20 protein-coding genes are annotated in these 22,662 nt (G+C 69.1%); 13 read left to right on the top strand and 7 right to left on the bottom strand.

The window, feature by feature from the left end:
- The first annotated feature begins 7 nt into the window (after positions 1-7).
- The 5 genes from dnaX (at position 8) to ACUVYZ_RS07155 (ending at position 3,932) form a co-directional block, all read left to right on the top strand.
- Positions 8-1,558, top strand: coding sequence for a DNA polymerase III subunit gamma/tau (gene dnaX / locus ACUVYZ_RS07175; protein WP_439933649.1), 1,551 nt, complete (start codon positions 8-10; stop codon positions 1,556-1,558).
- Positions 1,559-1,580: 22 nt separating this feature from the next.
- On the top strand, positions 1,581-1,904 hold the full coding sequence (locus ACUVYZ_RS07170) for a YbaB/EbfC family nucleoid-associated protein (protein WP_439933650.1): 324 nt from the start codon (positions 1,581-1,583) through the stop codon (positions 1,902-1,904).
- Between the two features lie 87 nt (positions 1,905-1,991).
- Positions 1,992-2,588, top strand: coding sequence for a recombination mediator RecR (gene recR, locus ACUVYZ_RS07165; protein WP_439933651.1), 597 nt, complete (start codon positions 1,992-1,994; stop codon positions 2,586-2,588).
- Positions 2,588-3,484, top strand: coding sequence for a pseudouridine synthase (locus ACUVYZ_RS07160; protein ID WP_439933652.1), 897 nt, complete (start codon positions 2,588-2,590; stop codon positions 3,482-3,484). The genes recR and ACUVYZ_RS07160 overlap by 1 nt, the downstream gene beginning before the upstream one ends.
- Before the next feature lie 31 nt (positions 3,485-3,515).
- On the top strand, positions 3,516-3,932 hold the full coding sequence (locus ACUVYZ_RS07155) for a PAS domain S-box protein (RefSeq protein ID WP_439933785.1): 417 nt from the start codon (positions 3,516-3,518) through the stop codon (positions 3,930-3,932).
- A 78-nt stretch (positions 3,933-4,010) separates the two neighbouring features.
- Here ACUVYZ_RS07155 and prmB read toward each other — a convergent pair whose 3' ends face one another.
- The 6 genes from prmB to queF form a co-directional block, all read right to left on the bottom strand.
- A complete protein-coding gene (prmB, locus tag ACUVYZ_RS07150) occupies positions 4,011-4,913 on the bottom strand; it encodes a 50S ribosomal protein L3 N(5)-glutamine methyltransferase (RefSeq protein WP_439933786.1) in 903 nt (300 codons plus the stop codon).
- Positions 4,910-6,040 (bottom strand): succinyl-diaminopimelate desuccinylase, encoded by a 1,131-nt coding sequence (gene dapE, locus ACUVYZ_RS07145; protein ID WP_439933653.1) that lies wholly within the window; start codon positions 6,038-6,040, stop codon positions 4,910-4,912. The genes prmB and dapE overlap by 4 nt, the downstream gene beginning before the upstream one ends.
- Positions 6,041-6,107: 67 nt before the next feature.
- The gene (locus ACUVYZ_RS07140) at positions 6,108-7,250 is read right to left on the bottom strand and encodes a PilT/PilU family type 4a pilus ATPase (protein ID WP_439933654.1); all 1,143 of its coding nucleotides are present in this window, start codon (positions 7,248-7,250) and stop codon (positions 6,108-6,110) included.
- A 45-nt stretch (positions 7,251-7,295) separates the two neighbouring features.
- Positions 7,296-8,117: a 2,3,4,5-tetrahydropyridine-2,6-dicarboxylate N-succinyltransferase gene (gene dapD, locus ACUVYZ_RS07135; protein WP_439933655.1), complete on the bottom strand. Its 822-nt coding sequence runs from the start codon at positions 8,115-8,117 to the stop codon at positions 7,296-7,298.
- A gap of 29 nt (positions 8,118-8,146) precedes the next feature.
- Positions 8,147-9,361, bottom strand: coding sequence for a succinyldiaminopimelate transaminase (dapC, locus tag ACUVYZ_RS07130; protein WP_439933656.1), 1,215 nt, complete (start codon positions 9,359-9,361; stop codon positions 8,147-8,149).
- 106 nt (positions 9,362-9,467) lie between these two features.
- Positions 9,468-9,887, bottom strand: coding sequence for a preQ(1) synthase (gene queF / locus ACUVYZ_RS07125; RefSeq protein ID WP_439933657.1), 420 nt, complete (start codon positions 9,885-9,887; stop codon positions 9,468-9,470).
- Between the two features lie 172 nt (positions 9,888-10,059).
- On the opposite strand from queF, the gene smc reads away from it, so the two are divergent.
- The 8 genes from smc (at position 10,060) to def (ending at position 20,074) form a co-directional block, all read left to right on the top strand.
- On the top strand, positions 10,060-13,587 hold the full coding sequence (gene smc, locus ACUVYZ_RS07120; RefSeq protein WP_439933658.1) for a chromosome segregation protein SMC: 3,528 nt from the start codon (positions 10,060-10,062) through the stop codon (positions 13,585-13,587).
- A 61-nt stretch (positions 13,588-13,648) separates the two neighbouring features.
- The gene (locus ACUVYZ_RS07115) at positions 13,649-14,719 is read left to right on the top strand and encodes a cell division protein ZipA C-terminal FtsZ-binding domain-containing protein (RefSeq protein WP_439933659.1); all 1,071 of its coding nucleotides are present in this window, start codon (positions 13,649-13,651) and stop codon (positions 14,717-14,719) included.
- 48 nt (positions 14,720-14,767) lie between these two features.
- Entirely contained in the window at positions 14,768-16,789 is a 2,022-nt protein-coding gene (gene ligA, locus ACUVYZ_RS07110) for an NAD-dependent DNA ligase LigA (RefSeq protein WP_439933660.1), read from the top strand.
- An 18-nt stretch (positions 16,790-16,807) separates the two neighbouring features.
- Positions 16,808-17,719, top strand: coding sequence for a UTP--glucose-1-phosphate uridylyltransferase GalU (gene galU / locus ACUVYZ_RS07105; RefSeq protein ID WP_439933661.1), 912 nt, complete (start codon positions 16,808-16,810; stop codon positions 17,717-17,719).
- A 63-nt stretch (positions 17,720-17,782) separates the two neighbouring features.
- The gene (locus ACUVYZ_RS07100; RefSeq protein ID WP_147798263.1) at positions 17,783-18,151 is read left to right on the top strand and encodes a DsrE/DsrF/DrsH-like family protein; all 369 of its coding nucleotides are present in this window, start codon (positions 17,783-17,785) and stop codon (positions 18,149-18,151) included.
- Positions 18,152-18,160: 9 nt separating this feature from the next.
- Positions 18,161-18,706, top strand: coding sequence for a hypoxanthine-guanine phosphoribosyltransferase (locus ACUVYZ_RS07095; RefSeq protein ID WP_439933787.1), 546 nt, complete (start codon positions 18,161-18,163; stop codon positions 18,704-18,706).
- A 98-nt stretch (positions 18,707-18,804) separates the two neighbouring features.
- Positions 18,805-19,551 (top strand): S-methyl-5'-thioinosine phosphorylase, encoded by a 747-nt coding sequence (locus ACUVYZ_RS07090; protein WP_439933662.1) that lies wholly within the window; start codon positions 18,805-18,807, stop codon positions 19,549-19,551.
- Complete coding sequence (gene def / locus ACUVYZ_RS07085; protein ID WP_439933663.1) at positions 19,541-20,074, top strand: peptide deformylase; 534 nt, start codon at positions 19,541-19,543, stop codon at positions 20,072-20,074. The genes ACUVYZ_RS07090 and def overlap by 11 nt, the downstream gene beginning before the upstream one ends.
- Before the next feature lies 1 nt (position 20,075).
- Here the strand turns inward: def and ACUVYZ_RS07080 are convergent, their stop codons facing one another.
- Positions 20,076-22,658, bottom strand: a complete 2,583-nt coding sequence (locus ACUVYZ_RS07080; protein WP_439933664.1) for a [protein-PII] uridylyltransferase — start codon at positions 22,656-22,658, stop codon at positions 20,076-20,078.
- Between the last annotated feature and the right edge of the window lie 4 nt (positions 22,659-22,662).

Genomic DNA, 22,662 nt, shown 5'->3' with positions numbered 1-22,662 from the left:
TTGATCGGTGACGCAAGTCCTGGCCCGCAAATGGCGCCCCCGCCGCTTCGAGGAGCTGGTGGGGCAGGAGCACGTGGTGCGGGCGCTGGCGAACGCCCTGGAGCAGGGCAGGCTCCATCACGCCTATCTTCTGACCGGAACCCGGGGAGTGGGCAAGACCACCCTGGCCCGGGTGCTGGCCAAGGCGCTCAACTGCGAGGGCGGGGTGAGCGCCACCCCCTGCGGGGCGTGCAGCGCTTGCCGGGAGATCGACGCCGGCCGCTTCGTGGATCTGATCGAGCTGGACGCCGCCTCCAACACCCAGGTGGACCACATGCGGGAGCTGCTAGAGAACGCCCTCTACGCCCCGGTGAGCGGCCGCTACAAGATCTATATCATCGACGAGGCGCACATGCTCTCCCGCAGTGCCTTCAACGCCATGCTCAAGACCCTGGAGGAGCCGCCGGAGCACGTCAAGTTCGTGCTGGCCACCACCGACCCCCAGAAGATCCCGGTCACGGTGCTGTCCCGCTGCCTCCAGTTCAACCTGAAGCGCATCCCGGCTCCCCAGGTGGCCGGGCGGCTGCGCCAGGTGCTGGAGGCGGAGGGAATCCCCTTTGAGCCCGCCGCGGTGCAGCTCCTGGCACGGGCGGCCCAGGGGAGCCTGAGGGACGGCTTGAGCCTCCTCGACCAGGCGATCGCCCATGGGGGCGGCCGGGTGCAGGAGGCCTCGGTGCGAGCTATGCTGGGCACGGTGGCGGGGGGCGGCCTCGGCGCCATCCTGGCGGCGGTGAAGGCGGGCGACGGCGCCCGGCTGAAGGCCATCGCCGACGAAATGGAGGCCGCCGGCGCTTCCTTCGAAGGAGCGCTCCAAGACCTGGCCGCCCTGCTGACCCAGGTGGCCCTGGCCCAGGCCGCCCCGGGGGCCTTGGGCGAGGAGGTTCCGGACCGGGAGCAGGTGCTGACCCTGGCGCGCCTCCTCGACCCGGAGGAGGTGCAGCTCTACTACCAGATCGCCATCCACGGCCGCAGCGAGCTCGATCTCGCCCCGGACGAGTACGCCGGGTTCACCATGACGCTGCTGCGCATGCTGGCCTTCGCGCCCCAGGGGGAGGAGACTCCTCCGGCCCGTTCCCTCCCGCCGGCCGCCGGGGAGGCTCCCGCCCCGGCGGCCGCGTCCAGCCGGGCGGCGTACCGGACGGAGGTGGACTGGCCGGCCCTCGTGGCGAGCCTCGGGCTTTCGGGCATGGCGAAGCAGCTCGCCGAGCATTGCGAGCTGGCGGGTCTGAACGACCAGGAGCTCTCCCTTCGCCTGCCGGAGGCCCACCGCTACCTCCTGGACAAGCGCTACGAGGAGCGGGTGGCGGAGGCCGTGCGCCGGCACTTCGGGCGGCCGCTCAAGGTAAAATTCACTTGCGGCGCCGGTGCCGGCCTCTCCCCGGCCGAAATGGCCAACCGGGAGCGGCGCGAGCGCCAGCGGAAGGCCATCGAGGCGATCGAAAAGGACCCCTTCGTGCGCGAGCTGATCGAGAACTTCGACGCGCGACTGGTCGATTCCTCCATCAAGCCGCTCAACTGAAGCCACACGCGGGAGCATACCGATGAAAGGCGGAATCGCCGGGCTCATGAAACAGGCCCAGCAGATGCAGGAAAACCTGAAGCGCGTCCAGGAAGAGCTGGCGAGCCTGGAGGTGGAAGGCCAGGCCGGCGCCGGGATGGTGAAGGTGGTGATGACCTGCCGCCACGACGTCAAGCGGGTCGTCATCGATCCCAGCCTGCTGGGCGGCGAGGACAAGGACATGCTGGAGGACCTGGTGGCGGCGGCGGTCAACGATGCGGTGCGGCGGGTGGAGGCCACAATCCAGGAGCGCATGAGCGCCGTGACCGCCGGCATGGCCCTACCCCCCGGGCTCAAGCTGTTCTGAATCCCCGCCGCCCGCGGCGAAAGGCCTGCCTTTCGCTGGGCGGGGCGCTTTCCGTCCGCCGCGCGCCTCCAGTTTCCGCTTGTTTCCATGAAACCCGTCTCCAGCCTGGAAGACCTGGTGCAAGCCCTGCGCTGCTTGCCCGGGGTCGGACCCAAGTCGGCCCAGCGCATGGCCTATCACCTGCTGCAGAGGGACCGGGAGGGGGCGGCCCGGCTCGCTAAGGCGCTGGAACAGGCCCTCGCCCGCATCCGCCACTGCGAACGTTGCAACAACTTCTCCGAAGAGCCCGTGTGCGAGCTGTGCCGCTCCCGCCGCCGGGACCCCGCTTTGCTGGCCGTGGTGGAGACCCCGGGGGATCTCCTCATGATGGAGCAGGCCCAGTGCTACCAGGGTCTCTACTTCGTGCTGATGGGACGTCTTTCCCCCCTGGACGGGATCGGCCCGCGGGAGATCGGTCTGGATCGGCTGCTCAGGCGGGCCCAGGACGGGGTGGTGCGGGAAGTGATCCTCGCCACCAACTTCACCGTGGAAGGGGAGGCCACGGCCCACTATATCGGCGAGCTGCTGCGCGGCCACGGGCTCAAGATCACCCGCATCGCCCGAGGACTGCCCGTGGGCGGGGAGCTGGAGCACGTGGACGCGGGGACGCTCGCCCAGGCGGTGCGGGAGCGGCGGGGCCTCTGATGGCGGGCGCGGCCCAGGGGGAACGGCTGCAGAAGGTCCTGGCCCGGGCGGGCTTCGGTTCCCGCCGGGAGATCGAGGAATGGATCCGCCAGGGACGGGTGAGCGTCAACAGCCGGCCGGCGGTGCTGGGCGCCCGGGTCAAGCCGGGAGACACGGTGCGCCTCGACGGGCGTACCCTTCGGGTGTCCCCGGCCCAGGAAGTTCGGGTGCTCCTCTACCACAAGCCGGCGGGGCAGATCGTGAGCCGCCGGGATCCGGAGGGCCGCCCGAGCGTGTTCGAGCACCTGCCACCGGCCCGGGGCGGCCGCTGGGTGCCCGTGGGACGGCTCGATTACAACACGGAGGGGCTGCTCATCCTCACCACCTCGGGGGAACTGGCCCACCGCCTCATGCACCCCCGCTACGCGATGGCGCGGGAGTACGCGGTGCGGGTGCGAGGGGCGCTCACCGAGGAGGAAAAGCAGCGGCTCCTCTCCGGCGTGCGGCTCGAAGACGGCATGGCCCGGATCGAGGTCCTGGAAGACGCCGGCGGTTCGGGGAGCAACGTGTGGTACCGGATGACCCTGCGGGAGGGGCGCAACCGGGAGGTGCGGCGGCTCGTCGCCGCGGTGGGCCACGAGGTGAGCCGGCTCATCCGCATCCGCTTCGGCCCTGTCGCCTTGCCTTCCGACTTGAAGCGGGGCCGCTGGCGGGAGCTGGCGCCGGAGGCGGTGGAAGCCCTGCTCCAGGCGGTGGGCTTGCCAGCGCCCTCGCCCCGGACCGACGCCGGCAAGAAGAAGCCCGCAAGCCGCCGGGCCTCCCAGCCCGCCGCTTCCCCGGAGCGGCGGGAACGGTTCCGCCCGGATGGCCGGCGGACTGCCGCCCGGCGGAGCAGACCCCCGCGCCTCCGGGGCTGAATTCCGAATCGGAGATCCGAGAGGGATGACCATGGAGCAAGACCCGAAACTCGCCCATTCGATTCTCGAGCAGGCGGCGGACGCCGTGATCTTCGCCGACGGCGATGGCGTGATCCGCTTCTGGAACCGGGCCGCCGTGGCGCTCTTCGGCTTTGGGGCGGAAGAGGCGCTAGGGGCGAGTCTCGACCTGATCGTGCCGGAGCATTTGAGGCGGGCCCATTGGGTGGGCTTTCGCCGCGCCATCGAATCGGGGACGACCCGGCTCGGCGGACGCGCCACCATCACCCGCGCGCTGCACAAGAGCGGCAAGCGCCTGTACGTGGACATGAGCTTCGCCGTCGTTCGCGGACCCGACGGAAGCGTCGTGGGCTCGGTCGCGATCGCGCGGGATGCGACCGCCCGCTACGAGGAAGAGAAGGCCCGCCGCCAGCCCGCCGCGGTACGATGAAGTTTTATGACGGCGCACGGTCCCCGGGCCGGTAGGGACCGGTCGGGCCACCCTTCCCGAGCCCCTGGCGGAGGTGGGCTAGGGAAGATCATCCCGATGGAGCAGGAACACATGGCCCGCTCCGCTGCTCACCTCCGGCCAGACGAAAGGCAGCTGGGGGAACGAAGCCTCCAGGACGTCCCGGTGATGCCCGATCTCCACCACGAGAACGCCGCCCGGCGCCAGAAACGAGCGGGCCTGCGCCAGAATGCGGCGCACGAAGTCGAGGCCGTCCTCTCCCCCTGCCAGGGCCTCCCGCGGCTCGTGGAGATACTCGGGCGGCAGCGCCTCCATCGACGCCTGGTCCACGTAGGGCGGGTTCGAGACGATCACGTCATAGCGGTTTCCCTCCAGGGACTCGAACAGGTCGGAGCGCAGGAGCCGCACCCGTTCCTTGAGCCCGTAATCCCGCACGTTGCGGGCCGCCACCTCCAGGGCAGCGGCGGAAGCGTCGGAGGCATCCACCCGGGCGCCAGGGAAGGCATGGGCCAGAAGGATGGCGAGGCAGCCGCTGCCGGTGCATAGGTCCAGGGCGGCGCGCACCTCATGGGGATCGGCCACCCAGGGGGCGAGCTGGTCGCGCAGGAGCTCGGCGATGAAGGAGCGGGGGACGATCACCCGCTCGTCCACGTAGAAGCGGAAGTCCCCCAGCCAGGCCTCCCCGGTGAGGTAGGCGGCCGGCCGCCGCTCCTGCACCCGCCGGGAGAGGAGCTCGAGCACCGCGCTTCGCTCCGACGAGGTGAGCCGGGCGTCCAGGAACGGCTCCAGCCGATCCAGGGGAAGATGCAGGGCGTGGAGGATCAGGTAGGCCGCCTCGTCGTAGGCGTCGCTCGTGCCGTGGCCGAAGGCGAGGCCCGCCTCGCGGAAGCGGCTCACGGCGAAGCGCAGCAGGTCACGGACCGTGGCGAGCTCCTGCCGCGCTTCGTCGAACGGAGGGCTCAGGCGAGAAGCCGGCGCAGCGCCCGGCCGTAAATGTCGGCGAGCCGCGCCAGGTCGGCGAGGGGCACGCATTCGTCGATCTTGTGGATCGTGGCGTTGAGCAGCCCCAGCTCCACCACCTGGGGACAGATCCGGGCGATGAACCGGCCGTCGGAGGTGCCACCCGTGGTGGAGAGCTCCGGCTCGATGCCCGCCACCTCCCGCACCGCGGCCTTGAGCGCTTCGGCGAGCGGCCCCGGCAGAGTGAGATAGGGCCGGTTGTAGGGCCTCTCCCACGCGAGCTCGTACTCGAGCCCGTGGGCGTCGAGCACCGCCCGCAGCCGCTCCAAGAGGGATTCCACGGTGCTGGCGGTGGAGAAGCGGAAGTTGAACTGCAGGGTGACCTCGCCCGGGATCACGTTGGTCGCCCCGGTGCCGCCGCGGATGTTGGAGATCTGCCAGGAGGTGGGGGGGAAGAATTCGTCGCCCTCGTCCCACACCGTGCGGGCGAGCTCGGCGATGGCCGGCGCCGCCAGGTGGATGGGATTCCTGGCGAGGTGGGGGTAGGCGATGTGGCCCTGGATGCCCTTCACCGTGAGCGTTCCGGAGAGGGAGCCGCGCCGGCCGTTCTTCAGCGTGTCCCCCACCACCCGGGCGCAGGTGGGCTCGCCCACGATGCAGTAGTCGATCGCCTCCCTCCGTTCCTCGAGCAATTCCACTACCCGAACGGTGCCGTCCACGGCCGGGCCTTCCTCGTCGGAGGTGAGGAGCAGGGCGAGGGAGCCCCGGTGGCGCGGGTGCTCGCTCAAGAAGGCTTCCACGGCGGTCACGAAGGCGGCGATCGCCCCCTTCATGTCCGCCGCTCCACGGCCATAAAGAACGCCGTCGCGGATCGTGGGCCGAAAGGGATCGCTCGTCCATTGCTCTAGAGGACCCGGGGGCACCACGTCGGTGTGGCCGGCGAAACAGAGCACCGGGCCCCCGGTTCCGCGCCGGGCCCAGAGGTTGTCCACGGCGCCGAAGCGCAGCCGCTCCACGCGGAAACCCGCCCTTTCCAGCCGCTCGCCCAGGAGCTGCTGACAGCCGGCGTCGTCGGGGGTTACCGAGGGACGGGCGATGAGCGCTTGGGCAAGCTCGACGGCGGGGTGCATGGGACGGTTCTGGTTTTTGAAGGACGGCCCCGCCCCGAAGCCGGAGCCGGGCCGGGGATGCAGGGGCTCACTTGTCGATCAGGTCGATCTTGATCGGCGGCTCTTCCGGGGCGGCCGCACCCGGTCCTTTGGCGCCGGTCTCGGCCAGGCGGATCTGGCCGTAGTCGATGAGGGCCGCCAGGTTGGTGGGCGAATCGGCGTGGGCCATGGCTTCGTCCCGGGTGATTCTGCCCGCCTGGTACATCTTGAACAGGGCCTGCTCGAAGGTCTGGGACCCCGGCGAGACCGTGGTCTCCATGGCCTCCTTGATGGCGTCGATTTCCCCCTTCTTGATCAGCTCCGAGATGTAGGTGGTGTTGATCAGGATCTCCACCGCCGGCAGGAGTTTCCCGTCCACGCCCCGCACCAGGCGCTGGGAGATGATGGCCTTCAGGCTGATGGCCAGGTCCGCCAGCAAGGCGGTGCGCGCGTCGTGGGGGAAGAAGTTGATGATGCGCGAGAGCGCATGGTAGCTGTTGTTGGCGTGCAGGGTGGACACGCACAGGTGGCCGGTCAGGGCGTAGATGATGCCGTGCTTGAGGGTCTCCCGGTCCCGAATCTCCCCGATCATCAGCAAATCCGGCGCCTCCCGCATGGCGTTGGTGAGGGCGTTGGCGTAGGAGATCGTGTCCATGCCGATTTCCCGCTGGTTGACGATAGACTTGCGGTGCTTGAACACGAATTCGATGGGATCTTCCACCGTGAGGATGTGGCCGGTGCGGTTGGCGCTGCGGTGCTCGATCATGGCCGCCAGGGTGGAGGACTTGCCCGCCCCGGTGGATCCCACCACTAGAATCAGCCCGCGGCGCTCCATGATCAGGTCCTTAAGGATAACGGGCAGGTTGAGTTCCTCCACTGTGGGGATGGTGCTCTTGATGTGCCGGATGACCATCGCCAGATCGCCCCGCTGGCGGAAGATGTTGACCCGGTAGTTGGCCACCTCCGGCAGGCTGAAGGAGAAGTTCATCTCCATGGTGGCCTCGAAGGTGCGGATCTGGTCCTCGGTCATCAGGCCGTAGGCCAGCTTGATCACCTGGTCCGATTCCAGCGGCTTGTCGTTGATCGGCATGCACACGCCGTTGATCTTGATCTGGATCGGCGCGCCCACGGTGAAAAACAGATCCGAGGCCTGTTTCTCGGCCATGAGCTTGAGCAGCGGTGCGATGATCATGGGATGCTCCTTGGGTCTTCAACCGCGCCGCCGCGGCGCGCGCCGCTAGATGCCCCGCAGCAGCTCGTTGATGCTGGTCTTGGCGCGGGTCTTGGCGTCCACCTGCTTGACGATCACCGCGCAGTACAGGCTGTACTTGCCGTCCGGGGAGGGAAGGCTGCCGGAGACGACCACCGAGCCCGCGGGCACCCGCCCGTAGAGAATCTCCCCCGTTTCCCGGTTGAGAATCTTGGTGCTCTGGGAGAGGAAGACGCCGGTGCCGATCACCGCCCCCTCCTCGACGATCAAGCCCTCCACGATCTCGGAGCGGGCGCCGATGAAGCAGTTGTCCTCGATGATGGTGGGGTTGGCCTGGACCGGTTCCAGCACCCCACCGATGCCCACGCCGCCCGCGAGATGGACGTTCTTGCCGATCTGGGCACAGGAACCCACGGTGGCCCAGGTGTCCACCATGGTGCCTTCGTCCACGTAGGCGCCGATGTTGACGTAGGAGGGCATCAGCACCACGTTGGCCGCGATGTAGGAGCCCCGGCGGGCGGCCGCCGGGGGGACCACGCGGAAGCCGCCTTCGCGGAAGTCGCGGGAGTTGTACTCCGCGAACTTGGACGGGATCTTGTCGAAGTAGTTGGTGAAGCCGCCCTTGATGAAGCTGTTGTCCTCGATGCGGAACAGCAGCAGCACGGCCTTCTTGATCCACTCGTGGGTCACCCAGCGGCCGTCGATCTTCTCTGCCACCCGCAGCTTTCCCTTGTCGAGGAGGTCCACCACCTCCATCACCGCTTCGTGAACCTTGGTGGGCACGTTGCGCGGCGTGATCTCGCCGCGGCGCTCGAACGCTTCCTCGATGATGCTCTGGAGTTGTTTCATCGGCAGTGGGTCCTCGGTCGATGACGTTATCATCCCGCGGCGGCGGCCCCGCCGCGGCCCTCGGCGGCGAAGCGGCGGATGCGCTCGGCCGCCTCCACGCAGGCGTCCAGCGGAGCCACTAGGGCCACGCGCACGAAGTTGCGCCCGGGATTGAGGCCGTGGGCCTCCCGCGCCAAGTAGGAGCCCGGAAGAACGGTCACATTATAGTCGCGGTACAGCAGGCGGGCGAAAGCGGTGTCGTCGAAGGGCGTGGGCAGCCACAGGTAAAACCCGGCGTCGGGCCTCCTTGCCCCTAGGGGCTCGAGCCGGGGCAGCACGGCGTCGAACTTGGCCCGATAGAGCCGGCGGTTCTCCTCCACGTGGGTTTCATCCCGCCAGGCCGCGATGCTCGCCGCCTGCACCGCGGGGCTCATGGCGCAGCCGTGGTAGGTGCGATAGCGCAGGTAACGCTCCAGGATCTGCGCGTCGCCGGCGACGAAGCCCGAGCGCAGCCCCGGCGCGTTGGAACGCTTGGACAGGCTGGAGAAGACCACGAGCCCGCGGAAATCCCGGCGCCCCAGCCGGTGGGCCGCCTCCAGGGCGCCCAGGGGCCGGGAGGCGTCGTCGAAGTAGATCTCGGAATAGCACTCGTCGGAGGCGACGACGAAGCCGTGGCGGTCGGAGAGTTCGAACAGGCGGCGCCACTCGTCCAGGCCCATCACGCTGCCGGTGGGGTTGCCCGGCGAGCAGGCGTACACGAGCTGGGTGCGGCGCCACACCGCTTCGGGGAGCTGGGCGAAGTCCAGGGCGAAGCCGTTTTCGGGCAGCAGGTTGAGGAACTGGGGCGTTGCGCCGGCGAGGAGCGTCGCTCCCTCGTAGATCTGGTAGAAGGGGTTGGGGCACACCACGGTGGCGCCGGGGCGCGCGGAATCCACCACCGCCTGGGCGAAGGAGAACAAGGCTTCCCGGCTCCCGTTCACCGGCAGGACCTGGGTCTCCGGGTCGATCTCCGGCAGGGCGTAGCGCCGGGCGATCCAGTCGGCCAGGGCCAGGCGCAAGGCGGGCTGGCCGGCGGTGGTGGGATAGCGGGCGAGGGAGGAAAGGGCTTGCGCCAGCGCTTCCAAAATGAAGGGCGGCGTCGCATGCTTCGGCTCGCCGATGGACAGATCGATGGCCCTGAAGGCGGGGTTGGGGCTCGCCCCCTGGAGCAGAAGCTGGAGTTTCTGGAACGGATAGGGCTGCAGGCGCTCGAGGTGGGGGTTCATCGAGGATCGGGCGTGGGGCGCCGTCGTTGTCGTTAAACCGGCGAATTATATCGGCCGGGTGGCATCGGCGCCAACGCGCGGACCCGCGATCCGGGCGGGCGTTCGGTCAGCCGCGTGTGCTTGCCTCCCGAGGAAACTCCGGCAGCAGGACCGGCGCGGCGGGCTCCCATCCCGCCTTCCGGTGCTCCGCCTCCACTGTGGTGAAGATGCCGCCGCGCACGTAGAAGCGGGCCCGCAGCCGCATGTATCGGGGTTCCGTGGCGGCCACCAGGTCGTCCAGGATACGGTTGGTGACCGCCTCGTGGAAGGCACCCTCATCCCGGTAGGACCAGATGTAGAGCTTCAGGCTCTTCAGCTCGACGCACCGCCGGTCGGGGATGTAATCCAGGATCAGGGTGGCGAAGTCGGGCTGGCCGGTCTTCGGGCACAGGCAGGTGAACTCCGGAATCTCCATGTGGATCAGGTAGTCCCGATCCGGGGCCGGGTTGGGGAAGGTCTCGAGCTGCTTGGAGGGACGTGTGGCCATTCTCGCCTGCTCGTCAATTCAGTTAAAATGCCGGCCATTCTCCAAGCGGGAGTCGCCGCCCGATGGGCCGCCGTCCCGGCGGGTGCAGGCCGCGCTCCCGGGGGGGCGGGCGGCGCCGGCGCGGCGAATGCCCGTTGATTCTCGAACATTATAACGACTGGTCGGCACCCCGTTGCGCCTCGCCCACATCAAGCTCGCCGGGTTCAAGTCCTTCGTCGATCCCACCCATATTCCGCTCCCGGGCCAGTTGGTCGGCATCGTCGGTCCCAACGGCTGCGGCAAATCCAACATCATCGACGCCGTGCGCTGGGTGCTGGGGGAATCCCGGGCCTCCGCCTTGCGCGGCGAGTCCATGCAGGACGTGATCTTCAACGGCTCCCTGGAGCGCAAGCCGGTGAGCCGGGCGGTCGTGGAGCTGGTGTTCGACAACAGCCTGGGCAAGGCCGGCGGGCAGTGGTCCCAATACGCCGAGATCGCGGTCAAGCGGGTGATCGAGCGCAACGGCGAGTCCTCCTACTACATCAACAACCTCCACGTGCGCCGGCGGGACGTGCAGGACATCTTCCTCGGCACGGGCCTGGGCGGGCGTCCCTACGCCATTATCGAACAGGGGATGATCTCCCGCATCATCGAGGCCAGGCCCGAGGAGCTACGGGTGTTCCTGGAGGAGGCGGCGGGCGTGTCTAAGTACCGGGAACGGCGGCGGGAGACCGAGCTGCGGCTAGAAGACGCCCGGGAGAACCTCGCCCGGGTGGACGACATCCGCCAGGAGCTGGAGAAGCAGCTCGAGCGGCTACAGGCCCAGGCCCAGGTGGCGGCTCGCTATCACGAGCTCCAGGCGCGGCTGCGCACCGTCCAGGCCCTGCTTGCCCTCACCCGCAGGCAGGAAGCCGCGGCGGCCCGGGAGCGGCTCGCGCGGGAGATGGAACGCCTGGAGACGGCGCTGCAAGGGGAGATCGCCCGGCTGCGGGAAGCCGAGCGCCACCTGGAGGAAGCCCGGGAGCGCCACTACGGCTTGAGCGATGCGCTCCACGGCGCCCAGGGGGCGTTGTACCAGGCGAACGCGGAAGTGGCCCGGCTGGAGCAGCAGCTCCAGCACCTGCGGGCGAGCCGCAGCCGCATCGAGCAGCAACTGGGCACCACGAGGAATCTTTTGGCCCAGCACGAAGAGCGCCGGGCCAACGCCCAGGCGGGGCTCGCCCATTGGCGGGCGAAGCGGGAGCGGGCCACCGAGGAGGCGCGCCTGCGCCAGGAACGAGCCGAAGGGGAGGGCCGGGACCTGCCCCGGTTGGAAGAAGCCCACCGGGCGGCCCAAGCCCGTTACGGCGAGGCTCAGCGGGAGCGCATGCGGGCCGAGCAGGCCCGGGAAGTGGAACAAACCCATCTGAGCCACGCCGAGAGGGTGCTGGCCCAGTTGGCGGCTCGGCGCGAGCGCCTGGAGGAGGAGTGGCGGGGGCTGCCCCAAGGGAATCCGGACGAAGGCGAGCGCCTGGCGCGGGAGCTGGAGGACATCGACCGCCGGATCGCGCAGCAGGAGGCGGCCCTGGCCCAGGGCATGGAGCGGCTGCCCGCCGCCCAGGCGGCCCTTGAGGCCGCCCGCCAGGGGCTCCAGGCCCAGGAGCAGCGCTTGACCGAGGTGGAGGCCCGGCGGGCGGCGTTGGAAGAGCTCCAGCGGCGGCTCGAGAGCAACGAGAGGCTTACCGCCTGGCTTTCCGTCCAGGGGCTCCAGGGCCGTTCCCGGTTCTGGCAGGCGATCGCGGTGGGCGAGGGCTGGGAAGACGCCCTGGAGGCGGTGCTGCGGGAGCGGCTCAACGCGGTGGCGCTGGAGGCCTTGGACGAGGCCGGTCGCTGGAGCGACGGGCCGCCACCCGGAAAGCTCGCCTGCTTCGAGCCCAGGGCCGAAACGGTGCCTTCTTTGGCCCCGGACCCGGATCCGGCTCCCCGCCTCCGCGCCCAAGTGACTTGCCGGGACGAGGGGGTGGCGGCGGCCCTGGACGACTGGCTGGCGGGGGTTTTCCTGGCGCAGTCCTTGGAGGCCGCCTTGGAGCGTCGGCACCTGCTCCAGCCGGGGCAGGCCTTCGTGCTCCCCGGCGGGCACCTGGTGACTCGGGCGAGCATCACCTATTACGTTCCCGACTCCGGGCTGCACGGGGTGCTGGCCCGGGAGCGGGAGATCGAGGCCCTGGCCCGGGAGGGAATAGCCCAGCGCGCCGCCATCGAGGCGCAGGCCAGGGCCGTCGCCCAGGAGGAGGAGCAGGTGCGGGCCCTGGAGGCGGCCCTGGAGGAAGACCGCTCGGCCCTGGCCGCGGCCCGCCAGCGCCGGCACGAGGTCCAAATGGCGGCCCTCAAGGCGGCCGAGGCGGCGGAGCGGGTGAGGGCCCGCAGCCGGCAAATCGCCGCCGAGCTGGAGGAGATCGACGCCCAGGAGCGGACGGAAAAGAGCCGCCGGGAGGCGGCGATCCAGCGGCTGGAGGAAATCGCGGGAGAGATCGCCGCCGCGAAGCAGGCGGAGAGCGTCCAGGAAGAAGCATGCCGGGCGGCCGAGACCCGCCTGGGGGAACGGCGGCAGGCCCATCAGCAGGCCCTCCACGAAGCCCAGGAGGCTGTCTATCACGAGAAGCTCGCGTCAAGCAAAATCAATGAGCTTGAGGATCTTCTTAGAGTCATAGATCAAGACATGGCGTCGGCCAGGGCCTCCCTGGAAGCCCTCGAAGGAGAACTGGCCGGGTTGGATCCTGCCCCCATCGAGGCCGCTTTGCAGGCCGCCCTGGAGGAGCGCCAGTCCCGGGAGGAGGCCCTCGCCCAGGCGCGGGACGCCTTGGAAGAGGCGAGCGCCCGGTTGCGCTCCCTGGAGGAGAGCCGGCTGACCATCGAGCAGGGGCTCGAGCCCTTGCGCCAGAAGCTCGCCGAGGCCCAGCTCAAGGAACAGGAAGCGCGGCTCACGGTGGCCCAGTTCGAGGAGCAGCTCCGGGGAATGGGCGCCGACGAGGAGGCCTTGGCCGCCCAGTTGGGCGAGAAACCCCGGGCCTCGTCGCTGCAGGGGGAGATCACCCGGCTCAACAACGAGATCGCGGAGCTGGGGGCGGTCAATCTGGCGGCTCTGGAGGAACTCAAGGCCGCCGAGGAGCGCAAAGCCTTCCTGGACGCCCAGTCGGAAGATCTCCGGGCCGCGGTGGAAACCCTGGAGAACGCCATCCGGCGCATCGACCGGGAAACCCGGGAGCGCCTGATGAGCACCTTTGACCAGGTGAACAACCACCTGGCCGAGCTGTTCCCGACCCTCTTCGGCGGGGGGCAGGCCCGGCTGGTCCTCACCGGGGAGGAAATCCTGGACGCTGGGCTCCAGGTCATCGCCCAACCGCCGGGCAAGAAGAACACCTCCATCCACCTCCTCTCGGGGGGAGAGAAGGCCCTCACCGCGCTGGCCCTGGTGTTCTCCCTGTTCCAGCTTAACCCGGCGCCCTTCTGCCTGCTGGACGAGGTGGACGCGCCCCTGGACGACACCAACACCGAGCGCTTCTGCCAACTGGTGAAGCGCATGGCCCAGCAGACCCAGTTCATCTTCATCAGCCATAACAAGCTCACCATGGAGATCGCCCACCAGCTGATCGGCATCACCATGCAGGAGCAAGGGGTCTCCCGGGTGGTGGCCGTGGACGTGGAAGAGGCGATGCGCCTGCGGGACGCTGCTGCCGCCTGAGCGGGCGTGCAATCCCGGCGCCCTGGAGACCGGAGCCGCCGGGCGTTAACATGGAAACGCGATGAGCGAGCTGCAACTGGGACTGCTGGTGGTCGGCGCGCTGGTGGTGGCGGGCGTGTACGTGTTCAACCTAGTCCAGCAGCGCCGGCTGCGCCGCCAGGCCGAGCGCGCCTTCGGCAATCGCCACGAGGACGTGCTGCTCAAGGCCCAGCCGACCCGGGTGGAGCCCCGGTTAGAACCGGTGCCGGTGGCGGAAACGCGAACCGAGCCGAGCCTGGAGCCGGCGCCGGCCTCCGCCGTCCAGCCCGATACGGTCCAGCTCGACGATGACATCGACTTCGTGGCGGAGCTCGCCTTTTCCGCCCCGATCGAACCCGCCGCTCTGGCGCCCCTGGTGCAACGCAAAGCGGAATTCGGCAAGCCAGTCTCGATCGCGGTCTATGACCCCCAGGAAGACGCCTGGAAAGAAGTCCACTTGGGCATGAGAGGGCGCTACGACCGGGCGCGGGTGGCCTTGCAGCTCTGCAACCGGGACGGGGCGGTGAGCGACGTCATGCTGCGGGGCTTCCGGGACGCGGTCCAGGCCCTGGCCCAGGCTCTGGGCGCCCAGGTCGCCATGCCCAATGCCGACGAAGCGGCAGTGCGGGCGGCGCTGCTGGACCAGTTCTGCGCCGAAGTGGATGTGGTGATCGGCATCAACGTGGTGAGCCCCGGGGAGCGCCGCTTCCACGGCGCCAAGATCAAGGCCCTGGCGGAGTCCAACGGTTTGAAGCTCACGGCCGACGGTCGCTACGCCCTCGTGGACGAGCGAGGGGAGGCCCTGTTCAAAGTGGCCGACGTCCAGGCCGTTCCTTTCCGGGCGGAAACCTTGTCCCAGATGTCCACCGACGGGCTCACCCTGGAGCTGGACCTGCCCCGGGTCACGGACGGGCTGGATGCGTTCCGGCAGATGGTGCAGCTCGCCCGCACCTTCGCCACCACCCTGGGGGGCGTCATGGTGGACGACAACCGGGTGGCCTTGACCGACGCCGGCCTGGAAAAGATCCGCCTGGAAATCGCCCGCCTCCAGGCCTTGATGGAGGCGCGGCGCATTCCTGCCGGCGGCGATCTGGCCCTGCGGCTCTTTTCCTAGGCAGGAAAGACGTTTCTTTCGGGACGGGACTTCCGCCAGGAGACATCCATGAAAGCGCCGGCCGAAGCGGTGGCGGAGGCGAAACGGCTCCGGGAGGAGATCGAGCGGGCCAACTACAACTATTACGTCCTCAATCGCCCCACGATCCCCGATGCGGAATACGACCGCCTGTTCCGCCGGCTCCAGGAACTGGAAGCCCGCTATCCGGAGCTGGCTACCCCCGATTCGCCCACCCAGCGGGTGGGCGCGGCGCCCATGGAGGAATTCCCCGAGGTCCGGCACGCGGCGCCCATGCTTTCCCTCAACAACGCTTTCGACGACGAGGAGGTGAAGGCTTTCGACCGGCGGGTGCGGGAGGGGCTTGGGGTCGAGCGAGTGGAATACGAGGTGGAACCCAAGTTCGACGGCCTGGCGGTGAGCCTCACCTACCGGGAGGGCGTCTTGGTCCAGGGGGCAACCCGGGGCGACGGCTACACGGGGGAGGACGTGACCGCGAATCTGCGTACCGTGCGGGCCATCCCCCTGCGGCTTAAGGCGAAGGCGCCGCCCGTGCTCCTGGAGGTGCGAGGCGAAGTGCTCATGTTCAAGGCCGACTTCGAGAGGCTCAACGCGGAGCAGCAGGCCCGCGGGGAGCGCCCCTTCGCCAACCCCCGTAACGCCGCTGCCGGGTCCCTGCGCCAGTTGGACCCCCGCATCACCGCCAAGCGGCCCCTCACCTTTTTCGCCTATGGGATCGGCCGGGGGGAAGGGGAAGGCATTCCCCGGGACCGGCAGAGCCGGCTGCTCGACTATCTGGAAAGCCTGCGGATCCCGGTCTCCCCGATCCGGGAGGTGGTGGCCGGGGTGGAAGGACTGCTGGGTTTCTACCGCAAGCTGCTGGCGCGGCGCGACGACCTGCCCTACGAGACGGATGGAGTGGTGTACAAGGTGGACCGCCTGGACTACCAGGAGCGCTTGGGCTTCGTCTCCCGCGCACCCCGGTTCGCCGTCGCCCACAAGTTCCCCGCCCAGGAGGAGATGACCCAGCTCCTGGACATCGAGGTGCAGGTGGGGCGCACCGGCGCCCTCACCCCGGTGGCCAGGTTGAAGCCCGTGCAGGTGGGGGGTGTCACAGTGACGAGCGCCACCCTGCATAACGAGGACGAGATCCGCCGCAAGGACATCCGCATCGGAGACTGGGTGATCGTGCGCCGGGCGGGGGACGTGATCCCGGAGGTGGTGGCGGTGGTGCCGGAGAAACGGCCGGCCCATACCCGGCGCTTCGTCATGCCGTCCCGTTGTCCCGTGTGCGGCTCGGCCGTGGTGCGGCTCCCGGACGAGGCCATCGCCCGCTGCAGCGGTGGCCTAGTGTGCCCGGCCCAGCGCAAGCAGGCCCTCCTGCACTTCGCCAGCCGCCGGGCCCTGGACATCGAGGGCCTGGGCGAGAAGCTGGTGGACCAGTTGGTGGACACGGGCCTGGTCAAAACCCCTGCGGACTTGTTCCACCTGACCGAAGAGCAGCTCGCGGCGCTCCCCCGCATGGGGCGCAAGTCGGCGCAGAACCTGCTTGAGGCCCTGGAGCGCAGCCGCAGGAACGCCACCCTGGCCCGGTTCATCTATGCCCTAGGCATCCGCCACGTGGGAGAGACCACCGCCCGGGATCTGGCCCAGCACTTCGGCAGCCTGGGGGCCCTCATGAAAGCGAGCGAAGAAGAGATCATGGAGGTGCCGGACGTGGGGCCGGTGGTGGCGAAGAGCATCCACCAGTTCTTCGCCGAGCGCCACAACCGGGAGGTGATCGAGGGGCTGCGGCCTTTCTACGGTCATTGCTGGCGCATGGAGACCCGGCGAGCCGGGGCACGCGAGCTCGCTGGCAAGACCTTCGTGCTGACCGGGACCCTCTCCAGCATGACCCGGGAGGAGGCCAAGGAGCGGATCGAAGCCCTGGGGGGGAAGGTGACCGGCAGCGTCTCCCGCAACACGGATTACGTGGTGGTGGGGACCGACCCGGGATCGAAATACGATCGGGCGCGGGAACTCGGCGTTCCCATCCTGGACGAGGACGCGTTCCTGAAGCTCGTGCGCTCTTAGAGACTAAGGAGGTATTCCATGCTCCCGATCACCAAGGCGGTGTTCCCCGTGGCGGGACTGGGCACCCGCTTCCTGCCGGCCACCAAGGCGAGCCCCAAGGAAATGCTGCCCATCGTGGACAAGCCCCTCATCCAGTACGCCGTGGAGGAGGCCGCCGCCGCCGGGATCACCCAGATGATCTTCGTCACCGGCCGCAACAAGCGGGCCATCGAGGATCATTTCGACAAGAACTACGAGCTGGAGGCGGAGCTGGAAGCCCGGGGCAAGCAGCAGTTACTGGAGCAGGTGCGGCGGGCGATCCCCAGCGGCATCACCTGCATCTACATTCGGCAGGTGGATGCGCTGGGGCTGGGGCATGCCATTCTGTGCGCCCGTCCCGTAGTGGGGGAAGAACCGTTCGCGGTATTGTTGGCCGACGACCTGATCGACGCGCGCCCCCCGGTCCTGCAGCAGATGAGGGAAGTCTTCGAGGAAACCCGCTGCTCGGTGCTGGGGGTGCAGCAGGTGGCGCCGGCGGACACCGGCCAATACGGCATCGTGAAGATGGCCGCAGGCGAGGGGAAAGTCCGGCGCATCCGCGGCATCGTGGAAAAGCCGCCGCCCGGCGCGGCCCCGTCCACCCTGGGGGTGGTGGGGCGCTACATCCTGACTCCCCGGGTGTTCCACCATCTGGAGGGGCTCAAGCCCGGCGCGGGCGGAGAGATTCAGTTGACCGACGGTATCGCTGCCCTGGCCCGGGAGGAGCCCGTGATGGCTTTCGAGTTCGACGGCACCCGCTTCGATTGCGGCAGCAAGCTGGGCTATCTCCAGGCCATGGTGGCCTACGGGCTCAGGCACGGAGAAGTGGGCCAGGCGTTTGCCGGTTACCTGGCCGGGCTCGGGGGCTTTCTGGAAACGCTGGGTGCGGCGCCCGCCCGGGGACGGAAATGAGATAACAAAATCATGATAAGCTAATATAGCTATTTGGTTCCACACACCCTGTTGGAGACGCCGATGCCGAACAAGCTGATGATCGTGATGGTGAACACGGACCCGAGCGACGGCCCCGAGCTGGGGGCGCCGTTCTTCCAGGCCACCGTGGCTGCCGCCATGGACTACGAAGTGGAAGTCATCCTCACCGCCCGGGCGGGGGAGCTGGCGAAGAAGGGCGTGGCGGAAAAGCTCTACGTCAAGCCCGGCTCGCCCAAGAGCGTGTACGATTTCATCAAGGACGCCCACGAGGCCGGGGTGCATTTCAAGGTGTGCACGCCTACCCTGGAGCTGTGGGGGGACGACCTGATTCCCGAGATTGAGGAAACCGTGGGCGGGGCCTACGTGATCGAGCAGGCCATGGACGAGAACGTGGTCACTTTCACCTATTGAGGGCTTAAGCTGGATCCGCAACGCGCCCGCCAGATTCTGAACCAGGCCGAGCTGGTGTGGTCCGCCGAGCAGGTGGGAGCGGCGGTGCGGCGGCTCGCCCGGGAAATCACCGGCGCGCTGGGCGAGCGCTATCCCCTTGTGCTTCCCGTGATGGGCGGGGCGGTGGTGTTCACCGGTCAGCTCCTACCCCTGCTCGATTTCCCCCTGGATTTCGACACCCTCTACGTCTCCCGCTACCGGGGCAGGACCTCGGGGGCTGACGTGCAGTGGCGCATCGAGCCGCCGGAGCGCACCCGGGGGCGCGTGGTGCTGGTGCTGGACGACATCCTGGACGAGGGCGAGACCCTGGCGGCCATCCGGGCCCGGATTCTGGAGGCGGGCGCCCAGGACTTCTACAGCGCCGTGCTGGCGGACAAGGATATCGGCCGGGAGAAACCCGTCCGGGCCGACTTCGTGGGACTGCGGGTGCCCAATCGATACGTTTTCGGTTTCGGCATGGACGTCTACGGCGCCTGGCGCAACCTGCCCGCCATCTACGCCCTGGCGGAAAACTGAGGCAAACTCCCTTTACCGGCGCCGGCCGGCCCGATACCATGCGGCTCCTTGGCCAAATTGTTCGCATCTTCCCGCGAGCCTGAAAGTTTCGTTCACCCATGTTGGCGATCATCGGCGGATCGGGGCTGACCACCCTGCCCAATCTGCAGATCACCGGCCGCAAGGTGGTGCGTACCCCCTACGGGGAGCCTTCCTGCCCCCTCACCTTCGGCACCATCCGGGACCGCCCGGTGGTGTTTCTCGCGCGCCACGGCTACGGCCATACCATCCCGCCCCACGCGGTGAACTACCGGGCCAACCTGTGGGCCCTGCAGGCGGAAAAGGTCCGGGCGGTGGTGTCGGTGGCGTCGGTGGGGGGCATCCGCCGGGATCTCACTCCCGGCGTGATCGCCATTCCCGACCAGATCATCGACTACACCCACGGGCGGGCCTTTACCTTTTACGAGTCCGACGCGACCCCGGTCACCCATATCGACTTCACCCACCCCTATTGCGAGCGGACCCGGGCCTTGTGCATCGAGGCGGCGCGGCGGGCGGGGGAGCCGGTCGTGGTGGGGGGCGTGTACGCCGCCACCCAGGGCCCGCGGCTGGAGACCGCCGCGGAGATCGACCGGCTGGAACGGGACGGGGCCGATATGGTCGGAATGACCGGGATGCCCGAGGCAGCCCTGGCCCGGGAGCTCAGCTTGAGCTACGCGGCCCTCGCGGTGGTGGCCAACTATGCCGCCGGCCGAGCGGACAGCGCCGAGGGCATCCGGATGGAGGACGTGGCCAAGGTGCTCAAAGGGGCCATGGCCCGGGTGCGCAACATCCTGGAGCACGTGGTGGAAGCGTATGGCGATTAGGGAAGTCTTGCGCATGGGCGATCCCCGGCTGCTCGCCCCGGCGCGTCCGGTGGGACGGTTCAATACCCCCGAGCTCCACGCCCTGGTGCAGGATCTCGTCGACACCATGCGGGCGTTGAACGGGGCGGGCATCGCCGCGCCCCAGATCGGCGTGGGGCTCCAGGTGGTGATCTTCGAAGTGACCAGGAACCCCCGCTACCCCGGCGTGGAGGAGGTGCCCTTCACGGTGCTGGTGAATCCCGAGATCACGCCGGTGGACGAAACCCTAGAGGAGGGCTGGGAAGGTTGCCTCTCAGTGCCGGGGATGCGGGGCCTCGTGCCCCGCTACCGCAGCGTCCGCTACCGGGGCCACGACGCCCGGGGCAACCCCATCGACCGGACGGTGAGCGGCTTCCACGCCCGGGTGGTGCAGCACGAGTGCGACCACCTGCAGGGCATTCTCTATCCCATGCGCATCCGCGACTTAACCCAGTTCGGCTTCACCGACGTGCTGTTCCCGGACCTGGCCGGCATTGAAGCGTAGGTCAGGTCTTCAACGCTTCCAGCAGGTCGGTCTCCAGGCGCACCACCGCCTTGTCGTCGCCGAGCTGGCCTCCCGAAATCAGGAAGGTGTCCTCCGCCCGCTCCCCTAGGGTGGCGATGCGGGCGCTCTCCACGTTGACGCCGTGGTCGTGCAGTACCCGGGCTACGCGGGAAAGCAGCCCCGTGCGGTCCCCCGCCACGATGGACAGGATGCGGTGGCGCCCGTAGTCGTCGGGCCGAATGTGCACCTGGGGGACGATGGGGAAGTGCTTCATCTGCCGGCTGACGCGCCCGAGGGGCGGGGGAGGGGCGGCGGGTCCTTCCAGGGCCCGGCTCACCTCGTATTCCAGGTAGCTGGTGAGATCCCGGTAGGACAGGGACTTGTTCTCTGGGTCCAGCACCAGGAAGCTGTCCAGGGCGTAGCCGTGGCGGGTGGTATAGATCTTCGCCTCGGCGATGGAAAAGTTGATCCGGGCGAAACAGTCGCAGAGACGGGCGAAGAGGCGGGGCTGGTCCGGGCAATAGACGAGCACCTGGATACCTTCGGCCCCGGGGGCGAGCCGGGCCTTGACCACCGGGGTCGGCGTGTCCACCCGGTAGTTGAGGACCCGGGTGTGCCAGGCGATCTCCTCCGGGGCGTGGCGTAGGAAGTAGGCCACGTCCAGCTTGGACCATAGGCGCTCATGGGCCCCGTCGGGCACCGCCGCCAGGCGCAGCAGGCGCAGCGCTTCGCCCTGCCGCGCTTCCAGCAGGCTGGCGGGGGGCGGCGCCTGCCCGGAGAGGTGTCGCCGGGTCAGGTGGAAGAGATCCTCCAGCAGCTTCGCTTTCCACGCGTTCCACACCTTGGGACTGGTACCGCGGATGTCGGCCACGGTGAGCAGGTAAAGGGCCGTGAGCCGCCGGTCGGTGCCGACCAGCCGGGCGAAGCGGGCGATGACTTCCGGGTCCGAGAGATCCTGCTTCTGGGCGGTGTGGGACATTACCAGGTGGTGGCGCACCAGCCATTCCACCAGCTCCGCGTCTTCCGGGGGGAGAGGATGGCGGCGGCAGAAACGCCGCGCCTCGAGGGCGCCCAGGCTGGAGTGGTCGCCGCCGAGCCCCTTGGCGATGTCGTGGAACAAGGCGGCCAGGTACAGCACCTCGGGCCCCTCGAACTCGGCCATGAGGCGGCTGCAGAGGGGGTATTCGTGGGCAAATTCGGTGACCGCGAAGCGCCGCAGGTTGCGCACCACCATGAGGATGTGCTCGTCCACGGTGTAGACGTGGTAGAGATCGTGCTGCATTTGGCCCACGATGCGGCCGAAAGCCGGGATGTAGAGCCCGAGCACCCCGTAGCGATTCATGCGGCGCAGCTCCCGGGTGACGCCGGCCGGCTGGCGCAGGATCTCCATGAAGAGCCCCGGGCTGTCCGGGTCCCGGCGCAGCCGCGCCCCCACCTGTCCCACCGCACGCCACAAGGCCCGCAGCGTCTGGGCGTCCCGGCCCTGGATTTCCCGATGCTGCTGCAAGAGGAGGAAGCTCTCCAGGATGGCGCTGGGATGCCTGAGGAAGACATCCGGGTCCCGCGCCTGGAGCAGCCCGTTCACCACCTGGAAGCGCTCGTTGAGCACTTGGGGCTCTCCGGGCGGCGGCGGGTCGACCCGGGCCTCCAGGTCGAGGAGCAGGATCACGTTGAGCTGGGCCACCACCCGGGCGGCCCGGTAGTAGCGTTGCATCAAGAGCTCTCCCGCCCGCCGCACTCCCCGATCGGTGAGCCCCAGCTCCCGGGCCAGGGCCGTCTGGAAGTCGAAGAGCAGCCGATCCTCCCGGCGCCCGGCCAGGTAATGGAGCCGGATGCGCAGGTCCTTGAGCTTCGCTTCCTGGCGCCGCAACTGCCGCGCCTCTTCCCCGGAGAGGAGGCCCTTCTGCGCCAGGTCCCGCCAGCCCTTGCCCAGGGCGCAGACTTGGGCGATCCACAGGATCGTCTGCAGGTCCCGCAGCCCTCCCGGGCTCTCCTTCAGGTTGGGTTCCAGGTTGGTGGAGGCGTCGTGGTAGCGCTGGTGGCGCTGCTCCTGCTCCAAGCGCTTGCCCCGCAGGAACGCCGCCGGGTCCAGGGTGGCCGCGAGGGCCGATTTCAGCCGGCGGAACAGGGCCCGGTTGCCCGCCAGCAGGCGCGCCTCCAGGAGGGTGGTTTCGATGGTGATGTCCCGACGCGCCTCCTCCAGGCACTCGTCCACGGTGCGCACGCTGTGGGCCGTGTCCAGGCCCACGTCCCACAGGGCGCCCACCAGCCGCTCCAGGGCCGGGGCGAGGGCCGCGTCCGCCGGCGCGGGCAGCAGCACCAGCACGTCCACGTCGGAATAAGGGAACAGCTCTCCTCTACCGTAGCCGCCCACCGCCGCGAGGGCCAGGGTGGGAGGCATGGCGAGCCGCCGCCACAGCTCCCGCAATACCCGGTCCACCAGCCGGGCGTGCCGGCGCAAGGCCCGATCGGGGTGGGGGCGCTGCCGGTAGGCTTCCCGCAACCGCTCCCGCTCCGCCGCCAGCTCCCGTTTCAGGTCGGCGAGGAGCGCCGCCGGGGCCGTGGCATCGGCGCGGGCGGCCATGGGC

Source organism: Pelomicrobium sp. P1, assembly GCF_052805615.1.
The sequence above is the reverse complement of the archived record's forward strand: the minus strand, read 5'-3'. Positions and strand labels throughout refer to the sequence as shown.

Bases quoted from the DNA above. Each gene is read 5' to 3' on its own strand.
- recR (WP_439933651.1), top strand. From the start codon at position 1,992: ATGAAACCCGTCTCCAGCCTGGAAGACCTGGTGCAAGCCCTGCGCTGC.
- ACUVYZ_RS07160 (WP_439933652.1), top strand. From the start codon at position 2,588: ATGGCGGGCGCGGCCCAGGGGGAACGGCTGCAGAAGGTCCTGGCCCGG.
- dapC (WP_439933656.1), bottom strand. From the start codon at position 9,361: ATGAACCCCCACCTCGAGCGCCTGCAGCCCTATCCGTTCCAGAAACTC.
- ACUVYZ_RS07115 (WP_439933659.1), top strand. From the start codon at position 13,649: ATGAGCGAGCTGCAACTGGGACTGCTGGTGGTCGGCGCGCTGGTGGTG.
- ligA (WP_439933660.1), top strand. From the start codon at position 14,768: ATGAAAGCGCCGGCCGAAGCGGTGGCGGAGGCGAAACGGCTCCGGGAG.
- ACUVYZ_RS07155 (WP_439933785.1), top strand. From the start codon at position 3,516: ATGGAGCAAGACCCGAAACTCGCCCATTCGATTCTCGAGCAGGCGGCG.
- ACUVYZ_RS07140 (WP_439933654.1), bottom strand. From the start codon at position 7,250: ATGATCATCGCACCGCTGCTCAAGCTCATGGCCGAGAAACAGGCCTCG.
- queF (WP_439933657.1), bottom strand. From the start codon at position 9,887: ATGGCCACACGTCCCTCCAAGCAGCTCGAGACCTTCCCCAACCCGGCC.
- ACUVYZ_RS07170 (WP_439933650.1), top strand. From the start codon at position 1,581: ATGAAAGGCGGAATCGCCGGGCTCATGAAACAGGCCCAGCAGATGCAG.
- dapE (WP_439933653.1), bottom strand. From the start codon at position 6,040: ATGCACCCCGCCGTCGAGCTTGCCCAAGCGCTCATCGCCCGTCCCTCG.
- ACUVYZ_RS07080 (WP_439933664.1), bottom strand. From the start codon at position 22,658: ATGGCCGCCCGCGCCGATGCCACGGCCCCGGCGGCGCTCCTCGCCGAC.
- galU (WP_439933661.1), top strand. From the start codon at position 16,808: ATGCTCCCGATCACCAAGGCGGTGTTCCCCGTGGCGGGACTGGGCACC.
- ACUVYZ_RS07090 (WP_439933662.1), top strand. From the start codon at position 18,805: ATGTTGGCGATCATCGGCGGATCGGGGCTGACCACCCTGCCCAATCTG.
- def (WP_439933663.1), top strand. From the start codon at position 19,541: ATGGCGATTAGGGAAGTCTTGCGCATGGGCGATCCCCGGCTGCTCGCC.
- dapD (WP_439933655.1), bottom strand. From the start codon at position 8,117: ATGAAACAACTCCAGAGCATCATCGAGGAAGCGTTCGAGCGCCGCGGC.
- ACUVYZ_RS07100 (WP_147798263.1), top strand. From the start codon at position 17,783: ATGCCGAACAAGCTGATGATCGTGATGGTGAACACGGACCCGAGCGAC.